The 26007-nt window shown below is 55.8% G+C and carries 22 protein-coding genes and 1 other RNA gene; 11 read left to right on the plus strand and 12 right to left on the minus strand.

The genetic code is table 11. From position 1 onward, the window contains the following. The first annotated feature begins 132 nt into the window (after positions 1-132). On the plus strand, positions 133-1233 hold the full coding sequence (gene ydiK, locus ACGS9J_RS10985) for an AI-2E family transporter YdiK (RefSeq protein ID WP_442230959.1): 1101 nt from the start codon (positions 133-135) through the stop codon (positions 1231-1233). A gap of 251 nt (positions 1234-1484) precedes the next feature. Continuing rightward, an RNA gene (rprA, locus tag ACGS9J_RS10990) (antisense sRNA RprA) lies at positions 1485-1595 on the plus strand. A 112-nt stretch (positions 1596-1707) separates the two neighbouring features. Here the strand turns inward: rprA and ppsA are convergent. Further along, the gene (ppsA, locus tag ACGS9J_RS10995) at positions 1708-4086 is read right to left on the minus strand and encodes a phosphoenolpyruvate synthase (RefSeq protein ID WP_442230960.1); all 2379 of its coding nucleotides are present in this window, start codon (positions 4084-4086) and stop codon (positions 1708-1710) included. Positions 4087-4619: 533 nt separating this feature from the next. On the opposite strand from ppsA, the gene ppsR reads away from it, so the two are divergent. The 9 genes from ppsR (at position 4620) to ACGS9J_RS11040 (ending at position 13496) form a co-directional block, all read left to right on the plus strand. Beyond that, complete coding sequence (gene ppsR, locus ACGS9J_RS11000; RefSeq protein ID WP_442230961.1) at positions 4620-5441, plus strand: posphoenolpyruvate synthetase regulatory kinase/phosphorylase PpsR; 822 nt, start codon at positions 4620-4622, stop codon at positions 5439-5441. A gap of 194 nt (positions 5442-5635) precedes the next feature. After that, positions 5636-6682 (plus strand): 3-deoxy-7-phosphoheptulonate synthase, encoded by a 1047-nt coding sequence (locus ACGS9J_RS11005; protein WP_442230962.1) that lies wholly within the window; start codon positions 5636-5638, stop codon positions 6680-6682. 92 nt (positions 6683-6774) lie between these two features. Beyond that, positions 6775-7260 carry a glutathione peroxidase gene (locus tag ACGS9J_RS11010; RefSeq protein ID WP_442230963.1) on the plus strand — a complete coding sequence of 162 codons (486 nt, stop codon included), beginning with the start codon at positions 6775-6777 and terminating at the stop codon, positions 7258-7260. A 168-nt stretch (positions 7261-7428) separates the two neighbouring features. Then, complete coding sequence (gene hemP, locus ACGS9J_RS11015; protein WP_442231236.1) at positions 7429-7614, plus strand: hemin uptake protein HemP; 186 nt, start codon at positions 7429-7431, stop codon at positions 7612-7614. Between the two features lie 93 nt (positions 7615-7707). Then, on the plus strand, positions 7708-9789 hold the full coding sequence (locus ACGS9J_RS11020; protein WP_442230964.1) for a TonB-dependent hemoglobin/transferrin/lactoferrin family receptor: 2082 nt from the start codon (positions 7708-7710) through the stop codon (positions 9787-9789). Between the two features lie 63 nt (positions 9790-9852). Continuing rightward, positions 9853-10887, plus strand: a complete 1035-nt coding sequence (locus ACGS9J_RS11025; RefSeq protein ID WP_442230965.1) for a hemin-degrading factor — start codon at positions 9853-9855, stop codon at positions 10885-10887. Beyond that, positions 10884-11714, plus strand: coding sequence for a heme/hemin ABC transporter substrate-binding protein (locus tag ACGS9J_RS11030; protein ID WP_442230966.1), 831 nt, complete (start codon positions 10884-10886; stop codon positions 11712-11714). The genes ACGS9J_RS11025 and ACGS9J_RS11030 overlap by 4 nt, the downstream gene beginning before the upstream one ends. Beyond that, positions 11714-12718 carry a FecCD family ABC transporter permease gene (locus ACGS9J_RS11035; RefSeq protein WP_442230967.1) on the plus strand — a complete coding sequence of 335 codons (1005 nt, stop codon included), beginning with the start codon at positions 11714-11716 and terminating at the stop codon, positions 12716-12718. Before ACGS9J_RS11030 ends, ACGS9J_RS11035 begins: the two co-directional genes overlap by 1 nt. After that, the gene (locus ACGS9J_RS11040) at positions 12711-13496 is read left to right on the plus strand and encodes a heme ABC transporter ATP-binding protein (protein WP_442230968.1); all 786 of its coding nucleotides are present in this window, start codon (positions 12711-12713) and stop codon (positions 13494-13496) included. The genes ACGS9J_RS11035 and ACGS9J_RS11040 overlap by 8 nt, the downstream gene beginning before the upstream one ends. Before the next feature lie 118 nt (positions 13497-13614). Here the strand turns inward: ACGS9J_RS11040 and ACGS9J_RS11045 are convergent, their stop codons facing one another. The 11 genes from ACGS9J_RS11045 to arnB all read right to left on the minus strand — a co-directional run bounded on the left by ACGS9J_RS11045 (position 13615) and on the right by arnB (position 25695). Next, a complete protein-coding gene (locus tag ACGS9J_RS11045; RefSeq protein ID WP_442230969.1) occupies positions 13615-15057 on the minus strand; it encodes a protein adenylyltransferase SelO in 1443 nt (480 codons plus the stop codon). Between the two features lie 236 nt (positions 15058-15293). Continuing rightward, the gene (locus tag ACGS9J_RS11050) at positions 15294-16031 is read right to left on the minus strand and encodes an EAL domain-containing protein (protein WP_442230970.1); all 738 of its coding nucleotides are present in this window, start codon (positions 16029-16031) and stop codon (positions 15294-15296) included. Positions 16032-16585: 554 nt separating this feature from the next. Next, positions 16586-17599 (minus strand): lipoate--protein ligase A, encoded by a 1014-nt coding sequence (locus tag ACGS9J_RS11055; protein WP_442230971.1) that lies wholly within the window; start codon positions 17597-17599, stop codon positions 16586-16588. 57 nt (positions 17600-17656) lie between these two features. Then, positions 17657-18121 carry an NlpC/P60 family protein gene (locus ACGS9J_RS11060; RefSeq protein ID WP_442230972.1) on the minus strand — a complete coding sequence of 155 codons (465 nt, stop codon included), beginning with the start codon at positions 18119-18121 and terminating at the stop codon, positions 17657-17659. Positions 18122-18295: 174 nt separating this feature from the next. Continuing rightward, on the minus strand, positions 18296-18688 hold the full coding sequence (gene arnF / locus ACGS9J_RS11065) for a 4-amino-4-deoxy-L-arabinose-phosphoundecaprenol flippase subunit ArnF (protein ID WP_442230973.1): 393 nt from the start codon (positions 18686-18688) through the stop codon (positions 18296-18298). Then, positions 18685-19032, minus strand: a complete 348-nt coding sequence (gene arnE, locus ACGS9J_RS11070; RefSeq protein ID WP_442230974.1) for a 4-amino-4-deoxy-L-arabinose-phosphoundecaprenol flippase subunit ArnE — start codon at positions 19030-19032, stop codon at positions 18685-18687. Before arnE ends, arnF begins: the two co-directional genes overlap by 4 nt. Further along, positions 19029-20693 (minus strand): lipid IV(A) 4-amino-4-deoxy-L-arabinosyltransferase, encoded by a 1665-nt coding sequence (gene arnT / locus ACGS9J_RS11075; RefSeq protein ID WP_442230975.1) that lies wholly within the window; start codon positions 20691-20693, stop codon positions 19029-19031. The genes arnE and arnT overlap by 4 nt, the downstream gene beginning before the upstream one ends. Next, entirely contained in the window at positions 20690-21595 is a 906-nt protein-coding gene (gene arnD / locus ACGS9J_RS11080; RefSeq protein WP_442230976.1) for a 4-deoxy-4-formamido-L-arabinose-phosphoundecaprenol deformylase, read from the minus strand. Before arnD ends, arnT begins: the two co-directional genes overlap by 4 nt. Continuing rightward, on the minus strand, positions 21592-23574 hold the full coding sequence (arnA, locus tag ACGS9J_RS11085; RefSeq protein WP_442230977.1) for a bifunctional UDP-4-amino-4-deoxy-L-arabinose formyltransferase/UDP-glucuronic acid oxidase ArnA: 1983 nt from the start codon (positions 23572-23574) through the stop codon (positions 21592-21594). Before arnA ends, arnD begins: the two co-directional genes overlap by 4 nt. Beyond that, positions 23574-24554 (minus strand): undecaprenyl-phosphate 4-deoxy-4-formamido-L-arabinose transferase, encoded by a 981-nt coding sequence (gene arnC / locus ACGS9J_RS11090; protein WP_442230978.1) that lies wholly within the window; start codon positions 24552-24554, stop codon positions 23574-23576. The genes arnA and arnC overlap by 1 nt, the downstream gene beginning before the upstream one ends. Continuing rightward, entirely contained in the window at positions 24541-25695 is a 1155-nt protein-coding gene (arnB, locus tag ACGS9J_RS11095) for a UDP-4-amino-4-deoxy-L-arabinose aminotransferase (protein WP_442230979.1), read from the minus strand. Before arnB ends, arnC begins: the two co-directional genes overlap by 14 nt. Between the last annotated feature and the right edge of the window lie 312 nt (positions 25696-26007).

The following is a 26007-nucleotide window of genomic DNA, read 5'->3' on the forward strand; positions in this document are numbered from 1 at the left end:
GTGAAGGCATGCACATTATTAGGCTGGCGAACGACGCGCGACAAAAGGTGCGCCGCATTGTGAAAAGTGACGAAAATGCACCATGCTTAACGTCTATAAAGGATTTAACTTACCAGGATGAGAACCTAATTCATGACACTCCCGCAATCCCGATACGATTTGCCACGGATTATTTTTGGTGTGCTGTTTATCGCCATTATGATCGTCGCCTGTTTTTGGGTCATTCAACCGTTTATTCTCGGCTTTGCCTGGGCCGGCATGGTGGTCATCGCCACCTGGCCTTTATTAATCAAGCTGCAAAACATACTTTGGGGTCGACGCTCGCTGGCGGTGATTGTCATGACGTTGCTGCTGATCCTGCTGTTCATCCTGCCGATTTCTCTGCTGGTCAGCAGCGTGGTGGACAACAGCGCGCCGGTGGTTGCCTGGGCCAGCACGCCCGGCAAGCTGCATATTCCCGATCTGCTCTGGCTGCAATCGATCCCGATGATCGGCGATAAGATTTACAACAGCTACCATACGCTGGTGAGTGCCGGTGGGACCGCCCTGGTGGCGAAAGTGCAGCCCTACTTCGGCCAGACCGCCACCTGGTTTGTGGCACAGGCGGCGCATATTGGTCGCCTGTTGCTGCATTGCACGCTGATGCTGCTGTTTAGCGTGTTGCTCTATGCACGGGGTGAGCAGGTTGCTCTGGGCATTCGTCACTTTGCGACCCGTCTTGGCGCCGAACGTGGCGATGCTGCGGTAGTGCTTGGCGGTCAGGCGATCCGCGCGGTGGCGTTGGGGGTCGTGGTGACGGCGCTGGTGCAATCGGTACTGGGCGGCATTGGCCTGGCGGTAACCGGCATTCCTGCCGCGACCCTGCTGACGGTGCTGATCTTTATCTGCTGCGTCGCGCAGTTGGGGCCGCTATTGGTGCTGGTGCCGGCCATTATCTGGCTGTACTGGAGCGGTGACACCACCTGGGGAACCGTGTTGCTGGTCTGGAGCTGTGTGGTTGCCACGCTGGATAACGTGCTAAGGCCGGTACTGATCCGCATGGGGGCCGATTTGCCGATGCTGTTGATCCTCTCCGGCGTGATCGGCGGTTTATTGGCTTTCGGCATGATTGGCCTGTTTATCGGCCCGGTGGTGTTGGCGGTGTCTTACCGTTTGCTCACCGCCTGGATGGATGAAGCGCCGGAACCGACGACCGATCTGGAAGAGGTCGCCGAAAACCTGGAACAGAAGTAACACCGATCTCTGCCCGGGCTGCCGGGCAGAATCTCCCCTTTCCCATTCCCCTGCCATTGAACCCATTGTCGCGATAATAAAAATCACCGTTCTGAACGCGGTGCAGAGCATTAATTAAACATACGGAATAAATACATCTTTTTTAGCCCAGAGATAAAATTGAGCAGGGTTAAAAATAAATGAGAATGCGGATATTGATTAGGATGATTCTTAATGACTAATTTCATTTAAATATCTAGTATTATGGCCATCTATTGCTTCAAACATCTGATTTAAAGCAAGATTTCCAAACAATGTAATGCCATACATGTGAATTGCTGTGTGTAGTCTTTGCCCGTCTCCTATGATGGGCTTTTTTTTATTCTTTTTTTGGCTAAGGTTATTCCCGAACCTCCTGTTATTTACATTCAGAAATAATAAAGCCGTAACCAGAGTTACGGCTTTAGCGTCAGTGTCGGATGCGATGCCGAAGAATTACTTTTTCTTCGACAGATTGACCCAGGTTTGCACGACGGTATCCGGGTTGAGCGACAGGCTGTCAATGCCTTGCTCCATTAGCCATTCGGCGAAGTCTTCATGATCGGAAGGCCCCTGCCCGCAAATACCGACGTACTTGCCATGGCGCTTGGCCGCCTGAATCGCCATCGACAGCAAGGCTTTCACCGCCTCGTTACGCTCGTCAAACAGTTCAGACACCACGCCCGAGTCGCGGTCCAGGCCCAGCGTCAGCTGAGTCATGTCGTTGGAACCGATGGAGAAACCATCGAAGTGCTCGAGGAACTGATCCGCCAACAGGGCATTGGAAGGGATCTCGCACATCATGATCACTTTCAGGCCGTTTTCGCCACGTTTGAGCCCCTGGCGCGCCAACTCGGCGACCACCGCTTCCGCCTGCGCTACGGTGCGAACGAAAGGCACCATAATTTCGACGTTGGTCAGGCCCATTTCATTACGCACGCGTTTTACCGCGTCACATTCCATCGCAAAGCAGTCGCGGAAGCTGTCGGCCACGTAACGGCCGGCCCCGCGGAAGCCCAGCATCGGGTTCTCTTCGTGCGGCTCATACTTCTCACCGCCAACCAGGTTGGCATATTCGTTGGACTTGAAGTCAGACAGACGCACAATCACCCGCTTCGGCCAGAATGCCGCCCCCAGCGTGGCGATCCCTTCCGTCAGGCGCCCTACATAAAACTCGACCGGATGGTCGTAGCCCTGCATCAGCGCCTTGATTTCTTGTTGCAGCTCCGGGGTCTGCTGATCAAACTCCAGCAGCGCCCTCGGATGCACCCCAATCATGCGGTTGATGATAAATTCCAGACGGGCCAGGCCCACGCCTTCATTCGGCAAACGCGCGAAGTCAAACGCACGGTCCGGGTTACCGACGTTCATCATGATTTTCAGCGACAGCTCAGGCAGTTCGGTCACTTCGGAGCTCTGTACGCTAAAGTCGAGCATATCGCTGTACACAAAACCGGTATCTCCTTCTGCGCAGGAGACGGTGACTTTCTGGCCCGCTTTCAGCAGATCGGTAGCGTTGCCGCAGCCAACCACAGCCGGAATGCCCAGTTCACGTGCGATGATCGCCGCGTGACAGGTACGGCCGCCACGGTTGGTGACAATCGCCGCCGCTTTCTTCATGATCGGTTCCCAATCCGGGTCGGTCATGTCCGTCACCAGCACATCGCCGGGTTCAATAAGATCCATTTCGCTGATGTTGTGGATGACTTTTACCGGGCCTGCGCCAATGCGGTGGCCGATGGCGCGTCCTTCCACCAGCACCGGACTGCTGCCGTTAAGCTGGTAACGCTCCATCGTCTGCTCGTTGGAACGTACGGTTTCCGGGCGGGCCTGCACAATCAGCAGTTTGCCGGTGTGGCCGTCTTTGGCCCACTCGATATCCATCGGGCGGCCATAGTGTTTTTCGATCAGCAGTGCCTGATGCGCCAGCCCCTGCACTTCTTCATCGGTCAGAGAGAAACGATTGCGTTGCTGCTCCGGCACGTCTTCAATTTGTACCTGTTTGCCGTGATCCTGCGAAGGTGCGTACACCATGCGGATTTTCTTCGAGCCGAGGTTGCGACGCACGATCGCCGGGTTGCCTTTGAGCAGCGTCGGTTTATGCACGTAGAACTCGTCAGGGTTGACTGCGCCCTGCACCACCATTTCACCCAGGCCGAAGGCGGAAGTGATAAACACCACCTGATCAAAGCCGGATTCGGTATCGATGGTGAACATCACGCCAGAAGAAGCCAGGTCGGAACGCACCATGCGCTGTACGCCGGCCGACAAGGCCACGCCACGGTGATCGTAACCCTGATGCACACGGTAGGAGATGGCGCGATCGTTGAACAGCGAGGCGAAAACATGCTTGATCGCCACCATTACGGCGTCGATGCCCTGCACGTTGAGGAAGGTTTCCTGCTGGCCGGCAAAGGAGGCGTCCGGCATGTCTTCTGCGGTGGCGGAGGAACGCACGGCAAAAGAGGCTTCCGGCTCGCCGTCTGCCAGTTGCTGGTAAGCCAGGTTGATTTCGCGTTCGAATTCCGCGTGGAACGGCGTATCTATAATCCATTGACGGATTTGCGCGCCGGCCTTGGTCAGTTGAGCAATGTCGTCAACGTCAGTTTGATCCAGTAACTGATAGATGCGCTGGTTAACACCGCTTTGCTCGAGGAAATCGTTAAACGCCTGCGCGGTGGTGGCAAAACCGTTTGGCACGGCAACGCCCAAATCGGAAAGATTGGTGATCATTTCACCGAGGGAGGCATTCTTGCCGCCGACACGGTCAACGTCATGCATGCCGAGCTGGTTGTACCAAAGCACATTACGCAAGTCTGGGCCATTGTTGGACATCGAGACAATCCTTATTGCTATCAGTAGGGTATAGACGGATTTAATTCGCTTGCTTTCTCTGCGCCGCCAAAACGGTGCCGATTCAGACTAGCACAATGATCCATAGGAAATGGAAAGGTGAATCGATCAACCCGGCGAAGAAAATGGATTTTAGGAAAACTTCCTGAAATGGAAAATGGGGATGGAATCGTTCCCTGTCGCACTAATAGCTTAAATCTCAACAAATTAAGTATTTTTTAAACTTCATTTTTAAAAACCATACCCTTTATAATGCATTTGGCTAAAATAACGCCGCAATGCCGAATAATGCCTCATGAAAAAGAAACTTCTATTTTTCATAAAATTTAAAATAGTGTTTCACTTTATCATTGCGCGGCGTTCCGCTTATTCCCTTGTCGCTGAAATTAAGGGCCGACTCTGCCCCCACTATCACATTTTTTTTACCCGCCCCTTTACCGTTCGATCATCTCAAGCCCATGATAAGAGCAAGCAGGCGTGATAACTGCATCACCGTTTCAGGTAAGGAGCCTCGGGTGGAAAGAAGCGTTTTTTATATTTCGGATGGCACGGCGATCACCGCCGAGGTTTTGGGCCATGCAGTGTTGTCGCAATTCCCGGTGAAGGCCACCACCTTTACGCTGCCCTTTGTCGAAACCGAGGCGCGCGCGCGCGGAGTCTGCCAGCAGATTAACGACATCTATCGGGATACCGGCGTGCGGCCACTGGTGTTTTACTCGATCATTTCGCCGGAAGTACGCAACGTCATCACCCAAAGCGAAGGGTTCTGCCAGGATATCGTGCAGGCGCTGGTCGGCCCGCTGCAGGGTGAACTGGAGGTGGATCCCACCCCGGTGCCCAACCGCACTCATGGACTGACGGCCAGCAACCTCGGCAAATATGATGCCCGTATCGCCGCCATTGACTACACGTTAGCCCATGATGACGGCATTTCGCTGCGCAATCTCGATCAGGCGCAGGTGATTTTGCTCGGGGTATCGCGCTGTGGCAAAACCCCCACCAGCCTGTATCTGGCGATGCAATTCGGCATCCGTGCCGCCAACTACCCATTTACCGCCGATGATATGGACAATTTGCACCTTCCCGCCGCGCTGAAGCCGTTTCAGCACAAGCTTTTCGGTCTGACAATTGACCCGGAACGTTTAGCGGCCATCCGTGAGGAGCGCCGGGAAAACAGCCGTTATGCCTCTATTCGCCAGTGCCGAATGGAGCTGGCGGAGGTGGAGGCGCTGTTTCGCAAAAATCAGATCCGCTATCTCAATACCACCAATTATTCGGTGGAAGAGATCTCGACCAAAATCCTGGATATTCTGGGCATGAGCCGTCGAATGTTCTAGCCTTCACGCGGCAGGCCCGTCCCCTGCCGCCTGTTGTTCATTTCTCCACCGTCCGCGTTTTTTGTGCTTTTTTTAGCGATTCTGATCAACAGAACACAGTTTCTCCGGTTGAATTCATCGGTTTTTACGTTATTGTGATCGCCATCACTTCCCGGCACTCCTGCCGCAGCGAAGAAAAGTCTTTAGAGAAAATCATGCACAAAACAGATGAACTGCGGACCGCGCGCATCGACAGCCTGGTCACGCCGCAAGAACTGGCGGAGAAGCTGCCGATCTCGGCGGAAATCGCGGATAACGTGACGGCCTCCCGGCAACGCATTGAAAAAATCCTGACCGGCGAAGATCGCCGTCTGCTGGTGGTTATCGGCCCATGCTCCATTCACGATCTCGACGCTGCCGTCGATTATGCCGGCCGACTGAATGCGCTGCGCATTCGTTACCAGGATCGTCTGGAAATTGTGATGCGCACCTATTTTGAAAAACCGCGCACCGTGGTGGGCTGGAAAGGCCTGATCTCCGATCCGGCGCTGGATGGCAGCTTCCAGGTGAACCGGGGGATCGAAATGGCGCGTCGGCTGTTGCTGGAAGTGAACCAGCTCGGCCTGCCTACCGCTACCGAATTCCTCGACATGGTGGTCGGTCAATACATCGCCGATTTGATCAGTTGGGGCGCGATTGGCGCACGCACCACCGAAAGCCAAATCCACCGCGAGATGGCTTCGGCCCTCTCCTGCCCGGTGGGCTTCAAGAACGGTACCGACGGCAACACCCGCATCGCCATTGATGCCATCCGGGCGGCACGTGCCGGGCACATGTTCCTGTCACCGGACAAACATGGGCAGATGACTATCTATCAGACCAGCGGCAACCCTTACGGCCATATCATCATGCGTGGCGGTAAAACACCGAACTACCATGCTACCGATGTCGTCGCCGCTTGTGACAGCCTGCGCGAATTCGACCTGCCGGAGCACCTGGTGATCGACTTCAGCCACGGCAACTGCCAGAAACTGCATCGCCGCCAGTTGGATGTGGCAGAAAATGTCTGCCAGCAAATCCGCGCCGGTTCCGCTGCCGTGACCGGTGTAATGGCGGAAAGTTTCCTGGTGGAAGGCACACAGAAAATTGTGGCCGGTCAACCGCTGACTTATGGTCAATCCATTACCGACCCTTGCCTGAGCTGGGCCGACAGCGAACAGCTGCTGGCGATGCTGGCCGATGCGGTAGATACCCGCTTCTGATCTGACCCGGGGTGCTCACCCCGGCTTTTCCGTCCATCATCCGCTCTTCTATACTGGTAGCAATTCTTCTGGAAAGGATTTGGAACCTCGGCATGATCCATTCACTGTTATCCATCCCTTGCGTCACCCTGCAAGGCGAGCACAAAACCCTGGGAGATTTCCCGGCCCGGGCTTATCTGGTGGTTAACACCGCCAGCAAATGCGGTTTTACGCCGCAGTATCGCGGGCTGGAAAACCTGTGGCAGTATTATCGCGAGCGTGGGTTGGTGGTGCTGGGCTTCCCATGCAATCAGTTCGGCGCGCAAGAGCCTGGTGATCCACTGGAGATCGCCAACTTCTGCACCTTGAACTACGGCGTCAGTTTCCCCTTGTTCAGCAAGATTGAGGTTAATGGCCCCGGCGCGCACCCGCTGTTCAACGAATTGAAACGTCTGGCACCGGGCGTGCTGGGCAGTCAACGCATCAAATGGAACTTCACCAAATTCCTGCTGACCGCCGACGGGCAACGGGTAAAACGCTTTGCGCCGATCACCAAACCCGAGCGCCTGTTTGATCGCATCGAAACCCTGCTGAAATAACCCTGATTTTGACAGGCCGAGGGGCCTCGGCCCCTGTCACCTCACCTTCCTGCAAAAAGCTTCCATCGGTAAGAAAATTTTCCTTGATGTAACCTTTCGTTCACATGATAATGATTCTCACTTTGATATTAATTACTATTTAACGGTCTGTTTTGTAAACACATGACGATGGATAATCACAACCCTAACCTGCCCGCCAAAGCCACCAGCCCTGCGGCAAGTGGCCTGGCCTCGCCTCCTTGCTACAACAGCGCACAGCTGCTGGATGCCGACGGCGTGGCGATCATCATCCATCAGGGCCAGCGCTACCAACTGCGGCAGACCAAAGCCGGGAAATTGATCCTGACCAAATAATACCCATCCCTTAACGCCAGCCACCCCGATCGCTTTTGATCCAGGCAGCCAGCAAATCTATTGATATGTTTAAAACATACGGAGAGTTGCGACATGCCTCTGACCCCTTACACCCGGCTGCGTTTATCCGCATTGAGTCTGGCGATTGCCTGCACTCTGCCGACGGTGACTTTTGCACAAACCAACAGCACGGCTTCTTCTTCCACTGCGGTATCGGCTAAAACCGACAAAACCCGCGATGAAACTCTGACCGTCGCCGCCACCGGCAACGCACGCAGCAGTTTTGAAGCGCCAATGATGGTGACGGTGATCGAGGGCAATACGCCTGAAAGCCAAACCGCCACCAGCGCCGCCGATATGCTGCGCCGCGTACCTGGGGTGACCGTCAATGGCACCGGCCGCACCAATGGGCAGGACGTTTTCATGCGCGGCTACGGTAAAAACGGCGTACTGACGCTGGTGGACGGTATTCGCCAAGGCACCGACACCGGGCATCTTGGCGCCACCTTCCTGGATCCGGCGCTGGTGAAACGCATCGAAGTGGTCCGTGGCCCTGCGGCCCTGCTGTACGGCAGTGGCGCTCTGGGCGGCGTGATTGCTTATGAAACCGTGGACGCCGCCGATCTGCTGTTGCCCGGCCACGACACCGGTTTCCGGGTTTACGGTACCGCCGGCAGCGGCGATCACAGCCTGGGTATGGGCGCCAGCGCCTACGGCAAAACCGACAATCTCGACGGTCTGCTGTCGTTCGGTACCCGCGACGTTGGCGATCTGCGCCAGGGCAACGGCTTTGATGCGCCCAACGACGAAACCATCAGTAATCTGCTGGCCAAAGGCACCTGGAAAATTGATGATGCCCAATCGTTGAGCGGCGATTTGCGTTATTACAATAACCGGGCGCAGGAACCGAAAAACCCGCAGGAGTCCGCCAGCAGCAGCGGTAACCTGATGACCGATCGTTCAAGCATCCAGCGCGACAGTCAGCTCAGTTATAAACTGAAACCGCTGGGCCAGGATTGGCTCGATGCCGTCGCCAAAGTCTATTACTCCGAGGTGGAGATCAACGCTCACACCAATGGCAGCGAAGACGAGGCACGCAAGCAGACCACCCGTGGCGCGAAGCTGGAAAACCGCACCCGATTGTTTGCCGATACCTTCGCTTCTCACCTGTTTACCTATGGCAGCGAAGCTTACAAGCAGGAACAAACGCCAGGCGGCGCAACAGAGAGCTTCCCACAAGCGAAAATCAATTTTGCTTCCGGCTGGTTACAGGATGAAATTACCCTGCGCGACCTGCCGGTGACCCTGCTCGCCGGGACCCGTTACGATAACTATAAAGGCTCCAGCGACGGTTATGCGGATGTGGATGCTGACAAGTGGTCATCTCGCGGTGCGATCAGTATTACGCCCACCGATTGGCTGATGTTGTTCGGTTCTTACTCGCAGGCCTTCCGCGCACCGACCATGGGTGAAATGTACAACGACTCCAAACACTTCTCTATTCCCATGGGCCCCACCACCATCACCAACAACTGGGTGCCAAATCCGAATCTGAAACCGGAAACCAATGCAACTCAGGAGTACGGTTTCGGGCTACGCTTTGACGATCTGCTGTTAGCCGACGATAGCCTGCAATTCAAAGCCAGTTACTTCGATACCAAGGCCCGAGACTACATCACCACCGATGTCACCATGGAGTTGGGACGCGGCCCCCGTGGCCCTTATTGCATCAGTTGCACCACTTTCTCGACCAACATCGATCGTGCAAAAATCTGGGGTTGGGATGCCACGTTGAGTTATAAAACGCCGATTTTTGGCTGGGACCTGGCGTACAACCGCACTCGCGGCAAAAACGAAACCAGCGGCGAATGGTTAAACAGCATCAATCCTGACACCGTTACCAGCACGCTGGATATCCCGTTGGGTGAAACCGGCCTGTCTACAGGTTGGGTGGCGACGCTGGCCCAACGCGCCAGTCGTGTGGAAACCGGTACCGCTGAGCAAGGCGGCTACGGCGTCAACGATTTCTATCTGAGCTATCAAGGCCGCGATCGCCTGCAGGGCGTCACCACCACGGTGGTCCTGGGCAACGCCTTCGACAAAGAATATTACTCACCGCAGGGCATTCCGCAGGATGGTCGCAACGCCAAACTGCTGGTCAGCTATCAGTGGTAACGTTTTGAATCCGGCGGGCAACCCCAATGCCCGCCGATTGAACCTCACACAGGAGAACTATCTATGAGCAATACCCTTTACGAGCGTTACCAGCAGGCAAAAATCGATAACCCAGGCAAATACGCACGCGATCTGGCGGAACTGCTTGGCGTCAGCGAAGCGGAACTGACCCAGGCGCGCGTCGGTCAGGATACCCGTCGCCTGCAAGCCGATGCCCGTACCCTGCTGAGCGAGTTGGAACAGGTTGGCGTCACCAAATCCATCACCCGTAACAGCTACGCGGTGCATGAGCAGATGGGCCGCTACCTTAACCAACATCTGAACGGTCACGCCGGGTTGATCCTCAATCCGCGCGAGTTGGACTTGCGTTTGTTCCTCAACCAGTGGGCCAGCGCCTTCGCCATGAGCGAAACCAACAAGCGCGGCGTACGCCATAGCATTCAATTCTTCGATCACCAGGGTGACGCGCTGCATAAGGTGTACACCACCGATGAAACCGATCTGTCCGCCTGGATGGCGCTGGTGGAACGTCACCTGAGCGCAGAAAACCCGGCGCTGGAACTGAAAGCTCCGGACGCTACCGTCAGTAACGCCGCACCGGACAACCACAAGATCGACCGTGAATGGCGTGAAATGACCGACGTTCACCAGTTTTTCCAGTTGTTGAGCCGCAATAAGCTGACGCGTCAACAGGCCTTCCAGGCCGTCGGCAACGATTTGGCCTATCGGGTGGATAACAGCGCCCTGTCCCAATTGCTCAACGCCGCGCTCGGCCTGCAAAACGAAATCATGATTTTTGTCGGCAACCGTGGCTGCGTGCAGATCTTCACCGGCCAGATCGAACGTCTGATGCCGCAGGAAGGCTGGATTAACGTGTTTAACCGTCGTTTCACCCTGCACCTGATCGAAGACTCAATTGCCGAAAGCTGGATCACCCGCAAACCGACCAAAGACGGTTTCGTCACCAGCCTGGAGCTGTTCGCCGCGGACGGCACGCAAATCGCCCAGCTTTACGGCCAACGTACCGAAGGCCAGCCGGAGCAAACCCAGTGGCGTGAGCAGGTTGCCGCGCTTGAACCCAAGGATATTGCCGCATGAAACCTTCATTGACCCGTCGCCTGGCGTTGTGCATGGCGCTGGCGTTCCCCTTCACCGCTGCGGCGGCGGAACGTATTGTCTCGATAGGCGGTGACGTCACCGAAATTGCCTTCGCACTGGGCGCGGGCGATGAAGTGATCGCGCGCGACAGCACCAGCCTGCAGCCGGAGGCCGTCAAAAAGCTGCCGGATGTCGGCTATATGCGTCAACTTAATGCCGAAGGTATTCTGGCGCTGAAACCCTCGCTGGTGCTGACAACCGAACTGGCCGAACCGGCGTTGGTGTTCAAACAGCTGGAAGACAGCGGCGTTAAAGTGGTGCGCATTCCGGGCGAAACCACCTTGCAGAACGTGCCGGAGAAAATCGGCGCGATCGCCAATGCGCTGCAACGAACCGAGCAAGGCAAAAAGCTGAGCGAGCGCTACCAGCAACAGTTGGCGGCGGTGAAAACCGATGCGCTGCCGGTCAAGGTATTGTTCGTCATGAGCCACGGTGGCATTACGCCGATGGCTGCCGGGCAACATACCGCTGCCGACGCGGTCATCACCGCGGCAGGGCTGAAGAATGCCATGCAGGGATTCAGCCGCTATCGCCCGCTGTCGCAGGAAGGCGTGATTGCCAGTGCGCCCGATCTGTTGTTGGTCACCACCGACGGGATAAAAACGCTCGGCGGCCCACAACAACTGTGGAATTTGCCGGGTGTGGCGCTCACCCCGGCAGGCAAAAACCACCGCGTGCTGGTGGTTGACGATATGGCGTTACTGGGCTTCGGGCTGGAAACACCGGCCGCATTGGCCAAACTGCGCCATGCGGCGGAGCAAAAGTAATGCGCAGTCGCACTTTCCCCCGTCTGGCGATTGCCGGCCTGCTGGTGTTACTGACGCTGCTGGCACTGGGTGCTGCCAATCTGGGTGCCTTGACCCTGTCGTTCCGTACCCTGTGGCAGCAGCCATTCAGCGACACCACCTGGCATATCTGGCTGAATATCCGTCTGCCACGCGTGCTGTTGGCGGTGGTGATTGGCTGCGCGCTGGCGGTGTCCGGCGCCGTGATGCAGGGGTTGTTTCGTAACCCGCTGGCCGATCCCAGCCTGCTGGGCATCAGCAGCGGCGGTGCCTTGTTTGTCGCGCTGATTATCGTGATGCCGCTGGCATTGCCGCCGGTGATTGCCCTGTATGGCCATATGCTGGCGGCGTTCCTCGGCAGCATGCTGGTGTCACTGTTGATCTACGGCATCAGCCGCAGCGACCATGGCAGCCTGTCGCGCCTGTTGCTGGCGGGGATTGCCATCAACGCCCTGTGCATGGCGGCGATTGGCGTGCTGTCTTACCTCAGCAACGACCAACAGCTGCGCCAGTTTTCACTGTGGATGATGGGCAGCCTGAGCCAGTCGCAATGGCCCACGCTGGTGGTTTCTGCCTCCCTGATCCTGCCGGCTACCCTGCTGACGCTGTTACAGGCGCGTCGCCTGAACCTGCTGCAACTGGGAGATGAAGAAGCGCATTACCTCGGGGTGAATGTTCAGCGCGCCAAGCTGCAACTGTTGCTGTTAAGCGCATTGCTGATTGGCGCTGCCGTGGCGATGAGCGGTGTGATTGGCTTTATTGGCCTGGTAGTGCCGCATCTGGTGCGCATGCGCCTCGGCGGCGACCACCGCTGGCTACTGCCCTGCTCCGCGCTGGGTGGCGCCTGCCTGCTGCTGGTCAGCGATACGCTGGCGCGCACGCTGGTGGCGCCGGCAGAAATGCCGGTCGGGTTGATGACCAGCTTGATCGGTGGCCCTTATTTCTTGTGGCTGGTGATGCGCCAGCGGGAGCCTGTGGGTGGATAATTCAGCAAGCCTGACGGCGCAGCAATTACGTTACAGTCTGGGCTCGCGCCGGTTGATCAACGACGTTTCGCTCAACATCGCCAGCGGCGAAATGGTGGCGATAATCGGGCCAAACGGCGCGGGCAAGTCTACGCTGCTGCGCCTGTTAACCGGCTATCTGGCGCCGGGCTGTGGCGAATGTCAGTTGCTGGGTCGGCCGCTGGAGCAGTGGCAACCGCAGCAGTTGGCGAAGGTGCGCGCGGTGATGCGCCAGCATAGCGATCTGGCCTTTCCCTTTACCGTAGAGGAAGTGGTCAGCATGGGCCGCGCACCGCACGGCAAACGCGATGCACGGCAGGCGGTACAACAGGTGATGGCGCAAACCGACTGCCTTGAGCTGGCCCAACGCGATTATCGCCGGCTTTCCGGCGGCGAGCAGCAACGGGTACAGCTGGCCCGCGTGTTGGCGCAACTTTGGCAGCCGCAGCCTACCCCATCCTGGCTGTTCCTGGATGAGCCGACGTCGGCACTGGATCTCTACCACCAGCAACATACTCTGAGGCTGCTGCGCACGCTCACGCGTCAACAGCCGATTGCGGTGTGCTGCGTGCTGCACGACCTCAACCTGGCCGCGTTGTATGCAGACCGTATTTTGTTGCTGCATCAGGGGCAGTTGGTGGCCTCGGGTACGCCGCAGGAGGTATTGCAGACGGAGATCCTCACCCGTTGGTATCAGGCGGATTTGGGCGTCGTACACCACCCGGAGGTGGCGTTACCGCAGGTGTATTTGCGCCAGTAGTTGCCGACCATTCATTTACCCGATGAATGTCGAGTTGCTGCGCCCCCGAAGGGGCAGACCCACGGATGGGTCTGGTAAAGCCGTGAACAACGCTGCGGCTTGCAATACGACGGGTATTTCAACTCGAGCAGGAAATTTCCAGGTGTTTGCCCCAATCCGGCGGCAATGCGGCGAGATCGTCATATTCCGGCGCGTCGGCAAAGGGGGTCAGCAAGGCCTGATGCAGGCGCGCCAGCTTGCTGACATCATCCTGTTCGGCACTTTCAATCGCCTGTTGCGCCAGATAGTTGCGCAGGATCAGCTTCGGGTTCACTGCCTTCATCGCCTGTTGACGTTCTGCGTCACTCACCTGCTCTTGCTGCAAACGCTGGCGATATTGTTGGTACCAGCCGTCGAACGCCGCACGGTCGATAAATTCATCGCGCAGCGGCGACTGTGCCTGTTGCTGTTCGGTTTGACTCAGCAAACGGAAAGTTCGGCTGTAGTCGCGCCCCTCTTGCGCCATCAGGCTCAGCAACCCGGTGAGCAAATCGTTATCCTGCTGCGATTGGGTGAAGAAGCCGAGCTTGGCACGCATCTGTTCCCCGTAAGCGCGCATCAGGGCCGGTTCATAGGCCGACAATGCCTGCTGCAACTGTTCGGTGCTCATCAGCCCGGACAGAGTCTGCGCCAGCCGGTGGAGATTCCACAGTGCCACCGCCGGTTGATTATCAAAGGCATAACGCCCCTGGTGATCCGAATGATTGCAGATATAGTCGGGCTTGTAGTCATCGAGGAAGCCATAAGGACCATAGTCGATGGTTATGCCAAGAATCGACATGTTATCGGTGTTCATCACGCCGTGAGCGAAACCGACGGTCTGCCAATGGGCGATGAGGCGCGCGGTACGTTCGACCACGTCGGTGAACCACGGCAAGTAGCCATCCGCGTGATCTTGCAACTGCGGCCAGTGGCGGGCAATGACAAAATCGGCCAGCTGCTGCACCTGCTCCGGCTGTTTACGGTAATAAAAATGCTCGAAGTGACCGAAACGCACGTGGCTTTCCGCGACGCGCAGCAGCATCGCCCCGCGCTCAGGCTGCTCGCGGTAAACCGGTTCCTCACTGGTCACAATGGTCAGCGCCCTTGTGGTGGGAATGCCGAGATGGTGCAACGCCTCGGAGGCAAGAAACTCGCGGATCGCCGATCGCAGCACGGCACGGCCATCGCCCATGCGTGAATAAGGCGTCATTCCCGCCCCTTTCAGATGCCAGTCCATGCTGCGGCCATCCGCCAGCCGTTGTTCGCCCAGTAAAATACCTCGACCATCGCCCAGTTGCCCGGCCCAGACGCCGAACTGGTGACCGCTGTACACCTGCGCCAGCGGCCGCATACCCGGCAGCAGCGTTTCACCCGCCCAAATCGGGGTTTTATCCTGAGTAAACCAGCTTTCGTCCAGCCCCAATTCGCGTGCCAGCGGCTCGCTGTGATACAGCAAACGAGCGCCTTTCAGCGGCGTGGGATTCAATTCGGTATAAAAACCGGCTAACTGATGTTGGTAAGCGTTTTCAAACTGCGGCATAGGCCCTCCGTTGCACCTAGTGTAGAGCCTGTGCGGGGTGATTAACACTGAGGAAATGCAGGGAGAACGCATCTGCCTGATACCTGGGCAGATGCGGGGATCAGCATGGGTGCTGATACGGCTTAAACGCCTTTTTATTACGCAGCCAGGAAAAATACCCGTTCAGCGAGAAAACCATAATGGATCACAGCAAAAATCATCCCGTCCATTATTGGCTCCATGGTGTGTGCAGTACTTCAATTATTGTTATCAAACTCATCGGGCGTTGCCCGTAATGCGGCCAGATTATCCACACCAACGCTGGGCCATAAAAAACCTTGCAGGCCAAAAACACCGGCGTGTCTGAGTTTATTAAAATATTCCCTTTTCTCTATTCCTCCGACGATCACCCCTTTGCACAGCAGATTGATATTCTTTAATAGCGAGTCAATGACCACGTCATAGCCCTGGTGGGTAAACAACTGCCAGTAAAAACGCTTGTCGATCTTCACGTAGTCGAACAGCCCGTCATACAAGGCGGTCAGGGTCGCCTGACCGGAGCCAAAATCATCCAACCACAGCGAAAATAATTCGCTAAGCCGGAGGATCTTTGCATTGTTCTTGCCGGCCGAAAGATTCGGAAAACCCTCACTGATTTCAAAGGCAATAAATGGCCACTGCCTGATACGGTCACACAGTTGAGCGTCAGCAAGAATCAAATCGACCAGGGTTTCTTCAATATTAAGCGTCAACAAAACGTCGTTCTCGGCAAACCATGGTGCATTTTGTTCTGCCAATTTCAATTGCTCATTAAATAACTCAATCTTTTGCTCAGCGGTCAGTAAATTAATCCCAATGTCAGCCGGCATAGCCAAATCACCGTCCAGGCTATTAAAGCGGTTCAAGATTTCCACCGCTAACAGCCTGCCCTCCATCGAGTAAACAGGTTGAAAAACATAGCTACTAATAAAGTCAGCTTCGAATTGTATTTTCATTTCAATGCCACAGGCTGAATGGCGAGCATCTCATCGTATATCAATATATTTTATCGATCAATCCCTCTGAGATTAATCGGAAATATCAATGCAATTAGTGATAACTTATCATTTAATTGATAGATTAAAACTATGCCAAACTCACTTGGCGCAGAAACAGAACTCATTTGGCTTAAGGCAAAATCACCGCCACGCCACTGAATTCAAGATATATTTAGGTTAAGTAATATAGTCTCGCTAAAAATTTGGCTTATCATCATTGTTTTCATTAAAGAAATTCTTAGTTAACTTTAAATATCAATTAAGCATGAAATCTATACAAGTGCAAGCCGGACGCCAACTGATTAAATTTAATAACACCTCAATTCCGTACGCTATTCTTTGCATTGAAACAGTGGGAAAAATGCTCCCCTTGATTTTTACGGAATTCATGCTAGCTGGGCGGTTAGGCTGATTTAGCTCGCAGAGAATGGATAACAGCGGGAAAGCGAGGAAAATTTGTGGCGTAAAAAAGGGATGAGCAACCCCATCCCCCGATATTTACCCTGTGATGACTATTTGATCGTTTCGGCCAGCCATTGCCGCAGCTCGGTTAATTCAACGGCCTGTTCCGGGAACTGAGCAATCAACGTATCGCAGCACTCTGCCAACGCTTCACTGCGGTAGGCGCAACCCACCAGCATCTCGGCCAGCCGCTGCAGCGGTGCCGGATGGAGGCTGTCGGTGAAAATTTGCGCCCGGCAGATCAGGCCTTTTTCTACGTCGAAGAAGATATCTACCCCACCCCAGACAAAGCGTTCATTCAGCAAATGACTAAACGCCGGCGCCTTGCCGAAATTCCACTCCCAACTGCTTTGTTTGGCAAACTGCGCGGCAAAATCCGGCAGGTCGGGATAAACATCCGGGGAAATGATTTCCGCCGTGGCGGTCTCGCCATAATGGTCGAAGAACGCCTGGATCACCGCATCGCAGACCTGCTGGTGGCTGATGTCGGGTTTAAACTCCACCAGATTGGCCACGCGAGAGCGCACCGAGGTGATGCCTTTGGCCTGCAATTTCTTGGGATCCGGATTAAGGTAGTCCGCCAGGCGGTCAAGATCGGCATCCAGCAACAAGGTGCCGTGATGGAACCCGCGATCCTGCGTTTCGCGGTAGGCCGAACCGGAAATTTTACGCACGCCTTCCGGCGTTTCGATCACCAGGTCATTACGGCCCGATGCCGTGGCCGAAATACCCAACTGCGCCAACGCCTGCAGGATAATGCCGGTGGAAAGCGTTTTATCGTAACCGGGTTTGCCCGCCATAAAGGTAAAACAAGTGTTGCCCAGATCGTGAAACACAGCACCACCGCCGCTGCTGCGACGCGCCAGACGAATACCGTCCTGCTCCATTCGGCGGGTGTTGCACTCTTTCCACGGGTTTTGTGACTGGCCTATGACCACGGTTTCGGCATTGCGCCATAAGAACAGGATTTTCTGCGTAGTCATTTCGCGGAAGATGCACTCTTCCACGGCCAGATTGAACCAGGGGTCGTAAGAATCGGAAATCAGTAAGCGTAAGCTGTTCATGGCAGTCACCGTGAGGAACGTGATGCCGCCATGATATACCAAATCAACGGCTTAAGGCTAAATGCGCCGTGCCTGCCAGTAGGCTTTCTTCCAGTACACATTGTCCAGCGAGGAACGCATCACGCCACGGCTGGTTGAGGCATGAATAAATTGATCGTTGGTATCATAAATGCCCACGTGCAAACCGTTTTCACCGCCGCCAGTTTTGAAAAACACCAGATCACCCGGCATCAGTTCATCACGTGAAACTTTGGTCCCCAGCGAGGTTTGTTCGACGGTAGAGCGAGGTAATTGCATGTCGAAGCGGTCACGGAAGGTGCGATAAACGAATCCGGAGCAGTCGACGCCGCCGCGGTCCACCCCACCATAGCGATAAGGTGCGCCATACCATTGACGCAGTTGCTCATTTAGCTGCGCCACCACCACGATAGAGTCCGCCAACCGGCCGCTCGGTGGTGGTGCATGGCTGCTGCAACCGGCCATAATTAAACTGGCTAATAAAAACCAAATACGCATCCGCATAATATCCCTTCATTGAACAGGTTGCCGCATCATGCCGCCCGGTAAAAGCATACCGCCTGCGAGGCAAAGCCGGCACCACGTAAGGAGAGCGCTATTTGGGGCTAATTTATCCCCCACCAGGGGAAAAAGGCAAGTGCGGTGAAGGAGATAATCGTATTGGCGCCACTTTTTGCGCTATTGAGGGGTTTTTACCTTGGCCTGGCTGTTAATCAGCCACACGCCAAACAGGATAAACAGCGTCCCCAACGTTTTCAGCAGGGTGGCGGATTCGTTAAACCAGGGCAAGATCACCGCGGCCAGGTACACCAGCGCATAACTCACGCTCAACAGCGGGTAAGCCCGATTCAACGGTAAATGGTGCAGCGCGAAGAACCAGCACAGCATGGACAACGCATAGCCGAAGATACCGCCGCTGACCGCCAGCAAAGGTAACCAGTATTGGGCAAACAGGCTCAAAGTGACATCGGCAAACGACATCAGTGGGATCTGCGCCATGCCCCACTTCATCAGCAACTGCGCCAACGTGACTAACAGCACGCTGGCTGCGCCCCAGGCGTAACCCCTCATGGATTGATACTCATCAGCAGGATCCCCAGCATGATCGAAGCCACGCCGCACCAATGGCGCAGGGTCGTGGGTTCCTTAAACAGCCAACGGGCGGCCAGCGTCACCAGCACAAAATTCAGGCTGAGCGTCGGATAAGCCAGGCTGAGCGGCAAACGCTGCAGCACGTTAAGCCAAACCGCCATGCCCAGCCCCAGCAGCAATACCGCCAGCGCCAGCCAGCGCAGCGTTACCCCCCTTCTGACGTCGGGGGGTAATTGCCAGCTCTGGGCGGCTTGTTTCTGGCACAGCTGCCCACCACAGGTGAGCAGGCTGACCACCACCACCAGCAAGTAGCCGACTATCATGGCTGCTGTTGGTACCAAAGCAGCGCCAAGCGGTTCATCTCAACCACCTTGTCCGCTGCCGGTAAGTTTTGCGGCACGTGATCCCCTCTCGACAGTTGCAATACCAATGAAACGTCACCTTGTTTACGTGCCTGTGCCAGCCACTGCGGGAAATCGGCATCGCTGATGAAATGGCTGCGGGCATCCGGGTAAGCCAGGCCATAAGCCACTTCGCCCTTCTCGCTAAACATCAGCACATCGCTGCGCTTCAACTCCCAGGCCAGCCCCGCCGCCACACCCGCACTGTCGGTCAAAACGTAACGGCTGTGACCCAACTGCGCCATATTCGCGCTAATAAAGTTTTGCGGCAGTTTGGAATCCGTCACCTGCTGCGGAATGGCGTAACCGATCAGCAAACAAAGCAGTACCGGGCAAGCCGCCGCCCAGCGCCAGCGCTGCGCGTTATTACGCGCCGACACCACGGCAAACAAGAGCCAACCGGCGAAGATAATAATGCCGATGACCATCTTCGGCCACTCCTGTGCACCAAACAGCTTCACCTTCGGCAACAATCCTGAGCCCAGCACCAGCAGCGCCACGACGCAAATCAGTCCAAACAGCCCATTGAGCAACGCGTTGATCTTGAACATTTTGCTGCGCAGCGTCGCCGCGTAGTCCTCGGCATAAGCAGCCATCAGCAGTGCCAACGGCGCCATGCACGGCAAAATATAGGTCGGCAGTTTACCCTTGGCAATACTGAAGAAGATCAGCGGCATCATTACCCAACTCAACAGGAAGAACAGCTCCGGCCGTTGGACACGTTCACGCCAGCCCTTGAGCAACGACCCCGGCAGTAATGCCAACCATGGCAACACCGCCGCCATCAAAATCGGGATGTAATACCAGAACGGCGCTTTGTGCTGGGCGTTATCCTCGGCGAAGCGCTGAATATGCTCCACCCAGAAGAAGTAGTTCCAGAAGTCCGGCTCACGCTGAGCAATGGCCAGCGCCCAAGGCAGACTCAACAGTACGGCGGTCAGGATCGCCAGCGGGCCGTAGATTAGCAAGTCCTTGACCCGCCGCTGCTGTATGACAATCGGGATCACCGCAATCACCGGCACCGCCAGCGCCAGGAACCCCTTGGTCATAAAGCCCATGCCGCAGGCCAGCCCCAGCAGCACGTAGCCGCCGATTTTGCCTTTAACCGTAGTGGCTTTCAGCGTCAGGTAGTAACTGACCATCGCCGCAGCCAGCCACAGTGAAATCATCGGGTCCAGGACGCTGTAAGTGCCGATACTGAACACCAGTACCATCGACAGGAAAATCAGCGTCGCCAGGCTGGCGCGGCGCGCGTTGCGCCACATCAGCATAGCCAGTGCAAACACCAGCAGCGCGGTCATGCCGGTACTGAATACCGAACCGAAACGCACCGCGAAGTTGGTATCGCCAAACAGCCATTGGCTGATGTTGTTGAACCAGTATCCGGCAACCGGTTTTTCAAAATAACGCAGCCCCAGCAGATGCGGCACCACCCAGTCGCCGCGTTGCAGCATTTCGCGGCTGATCTCGGCGTAGCGGGTTTCGTCCGGTTGCCACAACAGGCGGCCATTGAGAGGGATCAGGTAAACCAGAGCAAAAAAAATGGCCAACAAAATGGCCCAGGATCCTTTTAGCGCCTTCATGAATCGTCCTTCACATCGGTTTGACAACCCAGCCAACCTTCGCGGCCAGGGAAAGGAGCTCGCTCGACGCGGCCCAATGGCAATGACGCCAAATCCTGAGGCAGCAGTGCGCTTAACGGACAGAATTCTATGCCCTGCCGTTGCGCCCGCTGCAGTAACTGCTCAAACATCACCGCCTGCGACATCCCTTCTACCTCGGTATGAATGGTATACACCGGCACGCCACGATCGTTTTCAATCGCCTGCAGGATGTAATCATTGAAGTCGGCCATACTGACTTCACTGCCAATCACTTCATCAAAGGTCGGTAACGTCACCGGGATCTGTACGGTCCCCACGCGGCCATCGCTCAACACCGGACGGAAAGGATGGGTGCCGCGACAATCGCTGTTGTAGTGAAAACCAAAACGCTGCTTCACCTCCAGTACCCGCGTATCCGCACGCCACCCGGCAACTGCCGAGCATTTGACCGGCTGGCCGGTGCTGGCGACCAGCGCATCCACACCCAGCTGAACCTGTTGCGTCAGTTGCGCCTCGGACCAACGGCCGACTTTAGCCTGCCAGCCCTGATGATCCCAGGCGTGCAGGCCCACTTCATGCCCGGCCTGTGCCGTGAGTTTCATCAATGGCCCCAACGCGCGGGCAATATTGCGCCCCGGCCAGGCGGTACCGGCCAGCAAAATATCCCAGCCGTACAGCGATGCGGCGTTCGACCGCAGCATTTTCCACAGGAATTTCGGACGTAAAAGGCGCCACAGATGGCGCCCCATATTGTCCGGTCCTACGCTGAAGAAGAAACTGGCCTGAATGTGGTACTTGTCGAACAGCTCCAGCAACTGCGGTACCCCTTCCCGGGTACCGCTGAAAGTATCTACATCAACTCGCAGACCGACTTTCTTCATGCACCGTCACCTTCCTGAACGGTGGTGCGCAAGAAGTAATCCAACGTCTCGGCGACGGTTTGCTGCATCGCGATGGTCGGCTGCCAATCCAGCAGGCGGCGGGCATTCTTGATGCTCGGCGTACGGTGCTCGACATCCTGATAACCCTTGCCGTAATAGCTGCTGCTTTCAACATCCTTGAAGCCGGCAAACGGTGGGAAACGATCGCGCAGCGGGTGGTTGTTAAAGCTTTCGAGCAGCATTTCCGCCAGTTCGCGGATGCTGGCCTCATTGGTCGGGTTACCGATGTTGACGATCTGACCATCGCACAGGCCGTCGCGATTTTCGATGATGCGGAACAGCGCTTCGATACCGTCGTTGATGTCGGTAAAGCAACGTTTTTGCGCCCCGCCGTCCATCAGTTTGATTGGTGAACCTTCTACCAGGTTGAGGATCAACTGGGTGATGGCGCGTGAAGAACCGATACGGGCAGCATCCAGGTTATCCAGACGTGGCCCCATCCAGTTAAACGGACGGAACAGCGTGAACTTCAGCCCTTCTTTGGCGCCGTAGGCCCAGATGACCCGGTCCAGCAACTGCTTGGACACCGAGTAAATCCAGCGTTGTTTGTTGATTGGCCCGACGATCAGGCGTGAATGGTCTTCGTCGAATTCCTTGTCGTCGCACATCCCGTACACTTCGGAGGTGGACGGGAAGATGATGCGTTTGTTGTATTTCACGCAGTCACGGACGATCTTCAGGTTTTCTTCGAAATCCAACTCAAATACGCGCAGTGGATTGCGGGTGTATTCGATCGGCGTGGCGATGGCCACCAGCGGCAGAACGACATCACATTTCTTGATGTGATATTCGATCCACTCGGAATGGATGCTGATATCCCCTTCCACAAAGTGGAAGCGCGGGTTATCCAGGAAACGGCTGATGGCGTCAGAGCCAATATCCAGACCATAGATATCGTAACGGTCGTCGCGCAGCAGGCGTTCGGTCAGGTGGTTGCCGATAAAGCCGTTAACCCCGAGGATCAGCACGCGGGTGCGACGTTTCATCACTGCGTTTGGCTTGGCCGCCAGGCGCACGTCGGTGACAATGCCCATTTCCTGTGCCAGTCGGCGGCCCTGCACATACAGGCCCGCGTCGTTTTGACCGGCAACGATTTCCAGTGCGCCTTCACCGCAGGCGATGATCAACGGAGAAGTGCTGAGCACGGTACCGGGCTGTTTGTCATGCTGGGTATCCAGCACGCGAGCACGCCAGACAATCATTTTACGCTGGCCGAGATAGCTGAAAGCGCCAGGGTAAGGTTCGGTCACCGCACGGATCAGGTTGTTGATTTCCTGTGCCGATTTATGCCACAGGATCTCACCGTCAGCCGCAGTCCGACGGCCAAAATAGCTGGCTTCGGCTTCGTTTTGCGCGCTGAATGAGGCCGTGCCGTTTTTCAGTTTTGGCAGTTCGTCTTTCAGCAGTGATTGCGCCGCTTCCAGTACTTTTTTGTGCAACGTCAGCGCTGTATCTTCAGCGCTGATTGCCACTTTGCGTTGGCCAACGATGTCACCGGCGTCCGGACGCTTAACCATTTTGTGCAGCGTAGCGCCGGTTTCTGTTTCGCCGTTAACCAGCGCCCAGTTCACCGGTGCGCGGCCACGGTAGCGAGGCAGCAGGGAACCGTGCAGGTTGAAACCGCCAAGCGGCGCCAGTGACAGGAGCTCGTCGCTCAGCAGGTTGCGGTAATAGAAGGAAAAAATAATGTCCGGCTGCATCTGGCGAATACGCTCGATCCACAGCGGGTGGTTCACGTCCTCCGGTGCGTAGACCGGCAACTCCAATTCGGCACCCACACGAGCAACGGAGGAGAAGAAGTTGTTCTCACCAGGATCGTCGGTATGCGTGAATACCGCCTGAACGTCATAGCCTGCGTCAGTCAGCGCTTTCAGACCCGCGCAGCCAATATCATGGTAAGCAAATACGATAGCTTTCATTATTCTTCTTCCTGAGTATTGTGGTTCGGCTGTTCACCGACCACTTTCTGAACAAAATAACGGGGGCGAGCACGCACGTCGGTGTAGATACGACCGATGTACTCTCCCAACAAACCCATGCCGACAAATTGGGCACCAATAAAGGAAAACAGCACGGCAAACAGGGTGAACACACCGCCGCCCGCCCATTCAGGGCCCATAATCAAACGCAGGGCGATCAACAGTACCGCCAGCACAAAACCCGCAAGCGCAATCACGCTGCCCACCACGCTGAGCAAACGCAGCGGCGTCGTGGTCAGACAGGTGATCAGGTCATACATCAGATTAATCAGCTTCATCAGGCTGTATTTGGAATCGCCAAACTCGCGTTCAGCGTGCAACACGTCAATTTCAGTGGTGCGGCGGGCGAAGGTATTCGCCAGGATAGGGATAAAGGTACTGCGCTCGTGGCAGTTCAGCATCGCCTCGATAATATGACGACGATAGGCGCGTAACATGCAGCCATAGTCGCCCATCGATTTACCGGTGGCGCGCTGGATCATCATATTGATGATGCGGGAAGCGCTTTTGCGGAACCAGGAGTCCTGGCGATTAGCACGTACGGTGCCCACCACGTCGTAGCCCTCTTCCGCTACCCGTACCAAACGCGGGATCTCTTCCGGCGGGTTTTGCAAATCGGCATCCAGCGTGATCACCAGATCGCCGCTCACCTGATTGAAGCCGGCCATGATCGCCGAGTGCTGCCCGTAGTTACGGTTCAGCAACACGGCAATCACGCAGCTGCCAGGCTGTTCGGCGGCGGCCGTCAACATATCGGCAGAGTTGTCGCTGCTACCGTCATCGACCAGAATAATTTCATAAGGCTGGGTCAGTTGTTTACAGGCGGCGGTAGTACGTTCAAGCAAGGCAGGCAAACTTTCCTGCTCGTTATACACCGGGATCACCACCGAAACTTTTTTTATCGGTTCAACGCGAGACACGTAACGACTCCACAATAGAAGACAAGGCTTTGACCACGCGATCAACATCGGCGTCGGTCATATCAGGGAATAGCGGCAAGGTGCACAAGCGCGCCGAGTTCCATTCGGTATTCGGCAAAGACAATTGCGGATAACGTTCACGGTAAAACTTCTGAGTGTGCGCGGCACGAAAATGCAAACCGGTACCAACGCCCACCTCTTTCAGGCGTTCCATCAGTTGATCACGATCGATACCGCAACGCTCCGCATCGACGCGCACCATAAACAGGTGCCACGCGTGGTCGTGCGGGTAATCAGGCAACCCCAGCGGCAGGAAAGGCGAACCTTCCAGCGCGGTGAGATAGCGCTGCGCCAGTGCTTTGCGGCGAGCGTTAAGCTGTGGCAGGCGCCCCAGTTGCACCACCGCGATGGCCGCGTGAATATCGGAAAGATTGTATTTGTAGCCGGGCTCTACCACTTCGGCCTGCGGCTTGCGCCCCAGTTGCTGGCGGTCAAAGGCATCGACGGCCAGGCCGTGAAACTTCAGGCAACGCACGCGATCCGCCAGGGCATCGTCGTCGGTGGCAATCAGGCCACCTTCAGCGCAGGTCAGGTTTTTAATCGCGTGGAATGAGAAGATTGCCGTGCCGCGTGCGCCGACCCATTCACCGTTGTAACGGGCCCCCACCGCATGGGCGGCGTCTTCAATCAGCGGAAGGTTGTGGCGTTGGGCTACCTCGCGCAAGGCATCCATTTGCAGCGGCGCGCCGGCGTAATGCACCGGGACAATGGCTTTGGTTTTGAGAGTAATGGCGGCTTCAACATCGCTGGCGCTGACCATCAGCGTATCGCGGTCAACATCAATCATCACCGGCGTAGCACCCAGCAATTCGATCATGTTGAGGGTGGAAACCCACGTTTGTGAAGGTGTGATGACTTCGTCGCCTGGGCCAATATCCAGGGCCATCAGAGTGATATGCATACCGGCGGTAGCGGAACAGACGGCGATGGCGTGTTTGCAGCCGAAGGTGGCGCAAAACTCACTTTCCAACTGCTGATTTTGCGGCCCGGTGGTGATCCAACCTGAGCGCAATACCTTTTCTACCGCCGCAATTTCTTCATCGCCAATCGCCGGGCGTGAGAAAGGTAAAAATTGATCCATGGTTAACCCCAAACGTATCGAATTACGTATCAAACTTCTTTAATGACACTGTAGATCTCTTTTATTTAACGAATATTAAACGCCAGAGAGAATCGTTCCTGATGGATTAACTGCCAATGTACGGCCGCAAGCTTAACTAAACCTTAAGGCGAGATTTATTATCAGCGAGCTATCTGATCTGCGGGGGCCATCATCATTATTTAATATTGATTTAAAAATCAATTAGTTATAGTTATTAATAATTATTTACTTATTTTATTCGAACACAATCATCGTAGCACGTCAGCGACGGTTTTCAAGATTGTTGGGGGG

It is taken from the genome of Serratia quinivorans, from assembly GCF_052113645.1.
GTDB classification, from domain to species: domain Bacteria; phylum Pseudomonadota; class Gammaproteobacteria; order Enterobacterales; family Enterobacteriaceae; genus Serratia; species Serratia quinivorans_B.

What these genes read in the sequence shown, in the direction of transcription:
- ydiK (WP_442230959.1), top strand. Translation starts at nt 133, where the DNA reads ATGACACTCCCGCAATCCCGATACGATTTGCCACGGATTATTTTTGGT.
- ppsA (WP_442230960.1), bottom strand. Translation starts at nt 4,086, where the DNA reads ATGTCCAACAATGGCCCAGACTTGCGTAATGTGCTTTGGTACAACCAG.
- ACGS9J_RS11005 (WP_442230962.1), top strand. Translation starts at nt 5,636, where the DNA reads ATGCACAAAACAGATGAACTGCGGACCGCGCGCATCGACAGCCTGGTC.
- ACGS9J_RS11010 (WP_442230963.1), top strand. Translation starts at nt 6,775, where the DNA reads ATGATCCATTCACTGTTATCCATCCCTTGCGTCACCCTGCAAGGCGAG.
- hemP (WP_442231236.1), top strand. Translation starts at nt 7,429, where the DNA reads ATGGATAATCACAACCCTAACCTGCCCGCCAAAGCCACCAGCCCTGCG.
- ACGS9J_RS11020 (WP_442230964.1), top strand. Translation starts at nt 7,708, where the DNA reads ATGCCTCTGACCCCTTACACCCGGCTGCGTTTATCCGCATTGAGTCTG.
- ACGS9J_RS11025 (WP_442230965.1), top strand. Translation starts at nt 9,853, where the DNA reads ATGAGCAATACCCTTTACGAGCGTTACCAGCAGGCAAAAATCGATAAC.
- ACGS9J_RS11030 (WP_442230966.1), top strand. Translation starts at nt 10,884, where the DNA reads ATGAAACCTTCATTGACCCGTCGCCTGGCGTTGTGCATGGCGCTGGCG.
- ACGS9J_RS11035 (WP_442230967.1), top strand. Translation starts at nt 11,714, where the DNA reads ATGCGCAGTCGCACTTTCCCCCGTCTGGCGATTGCCGGCCTGCTGGTG.
- ACGS9J_RS11045 (WP_442230969.1), bottom strand. Translation starts at nt 15,057, where the DNA reads ATGCCGCAGTTTGAAAACGCTTACCAACATCAGTTAGCCGGTTTTTAT.
- ACGS9J_RS11050 (WP_442230970.1), bottom strand. Translation starts at nt 16,031, where the DNA reads ATGAAAATACAATTCGAAGCTGACTTTATTAGTAGCTATGTTTTTCAA.
- ACGS9J_RS11055 (WP_442230971.1), bottom strand. Translation starts at nt 17,599, where the DNA reads ATGAACAGCTTACGCTTACTGATTTCCGATTCTTACGACCCCTGGTTC.
- ACGS9J_RS11060 (WP_442230972.1), bottom strand. Translation starts at nt 18,121, where the DNA reads ATGCGGATGCGTATTTGGTTTTTATTAGCCAGTTTAATTATGGCCGGT.
- arnF (WP_442230973.1), bottom strand. Translation starts at nt 18,688, where the DNA reads ATGAGGGGTTACGCCTGGGGCGCAGCCAGCGTGCTGTTAGTCACGTTG.
- arnE (WP_442230974.1), bottom strand. Translation starts at nt 19,032, where the DNA reads ATGATAGTCGGCTACTTGCTGGTGGTGGTGGTCAGCCTGCTCACCTGT.
- arnT (WP_442230975.1), bottom strand. Translation starts at nt 20,693, where the DNA reads ATGAAGGCGCTAAAAGGATCCTGGGCCATTTTGTTGGCCATTTTTTTT.
- arnD (WP_442230976.1), bottom strand. Translation starts at nt 21,595, where the DNA reads ATGAAGAAAGTCGGTCTGCGAGTTGATGTAGATACTTTCAGCGGTACC.
- arnA (WP_442230977.1), bottom strand. Translation starts at nt 23,574, where the DNA reads ATGAAAGCTATCGTATTTGCTTACCATGATATTGGCTGCGCGGGTCTG.
- arnB (WP_442230979.1), bottom strand. Translation starts at nt 25,695, where the DNA reads ATGGATCAATTTTTACCTTTCTCACGCCCGGCGATTGGCGATGAAGAA.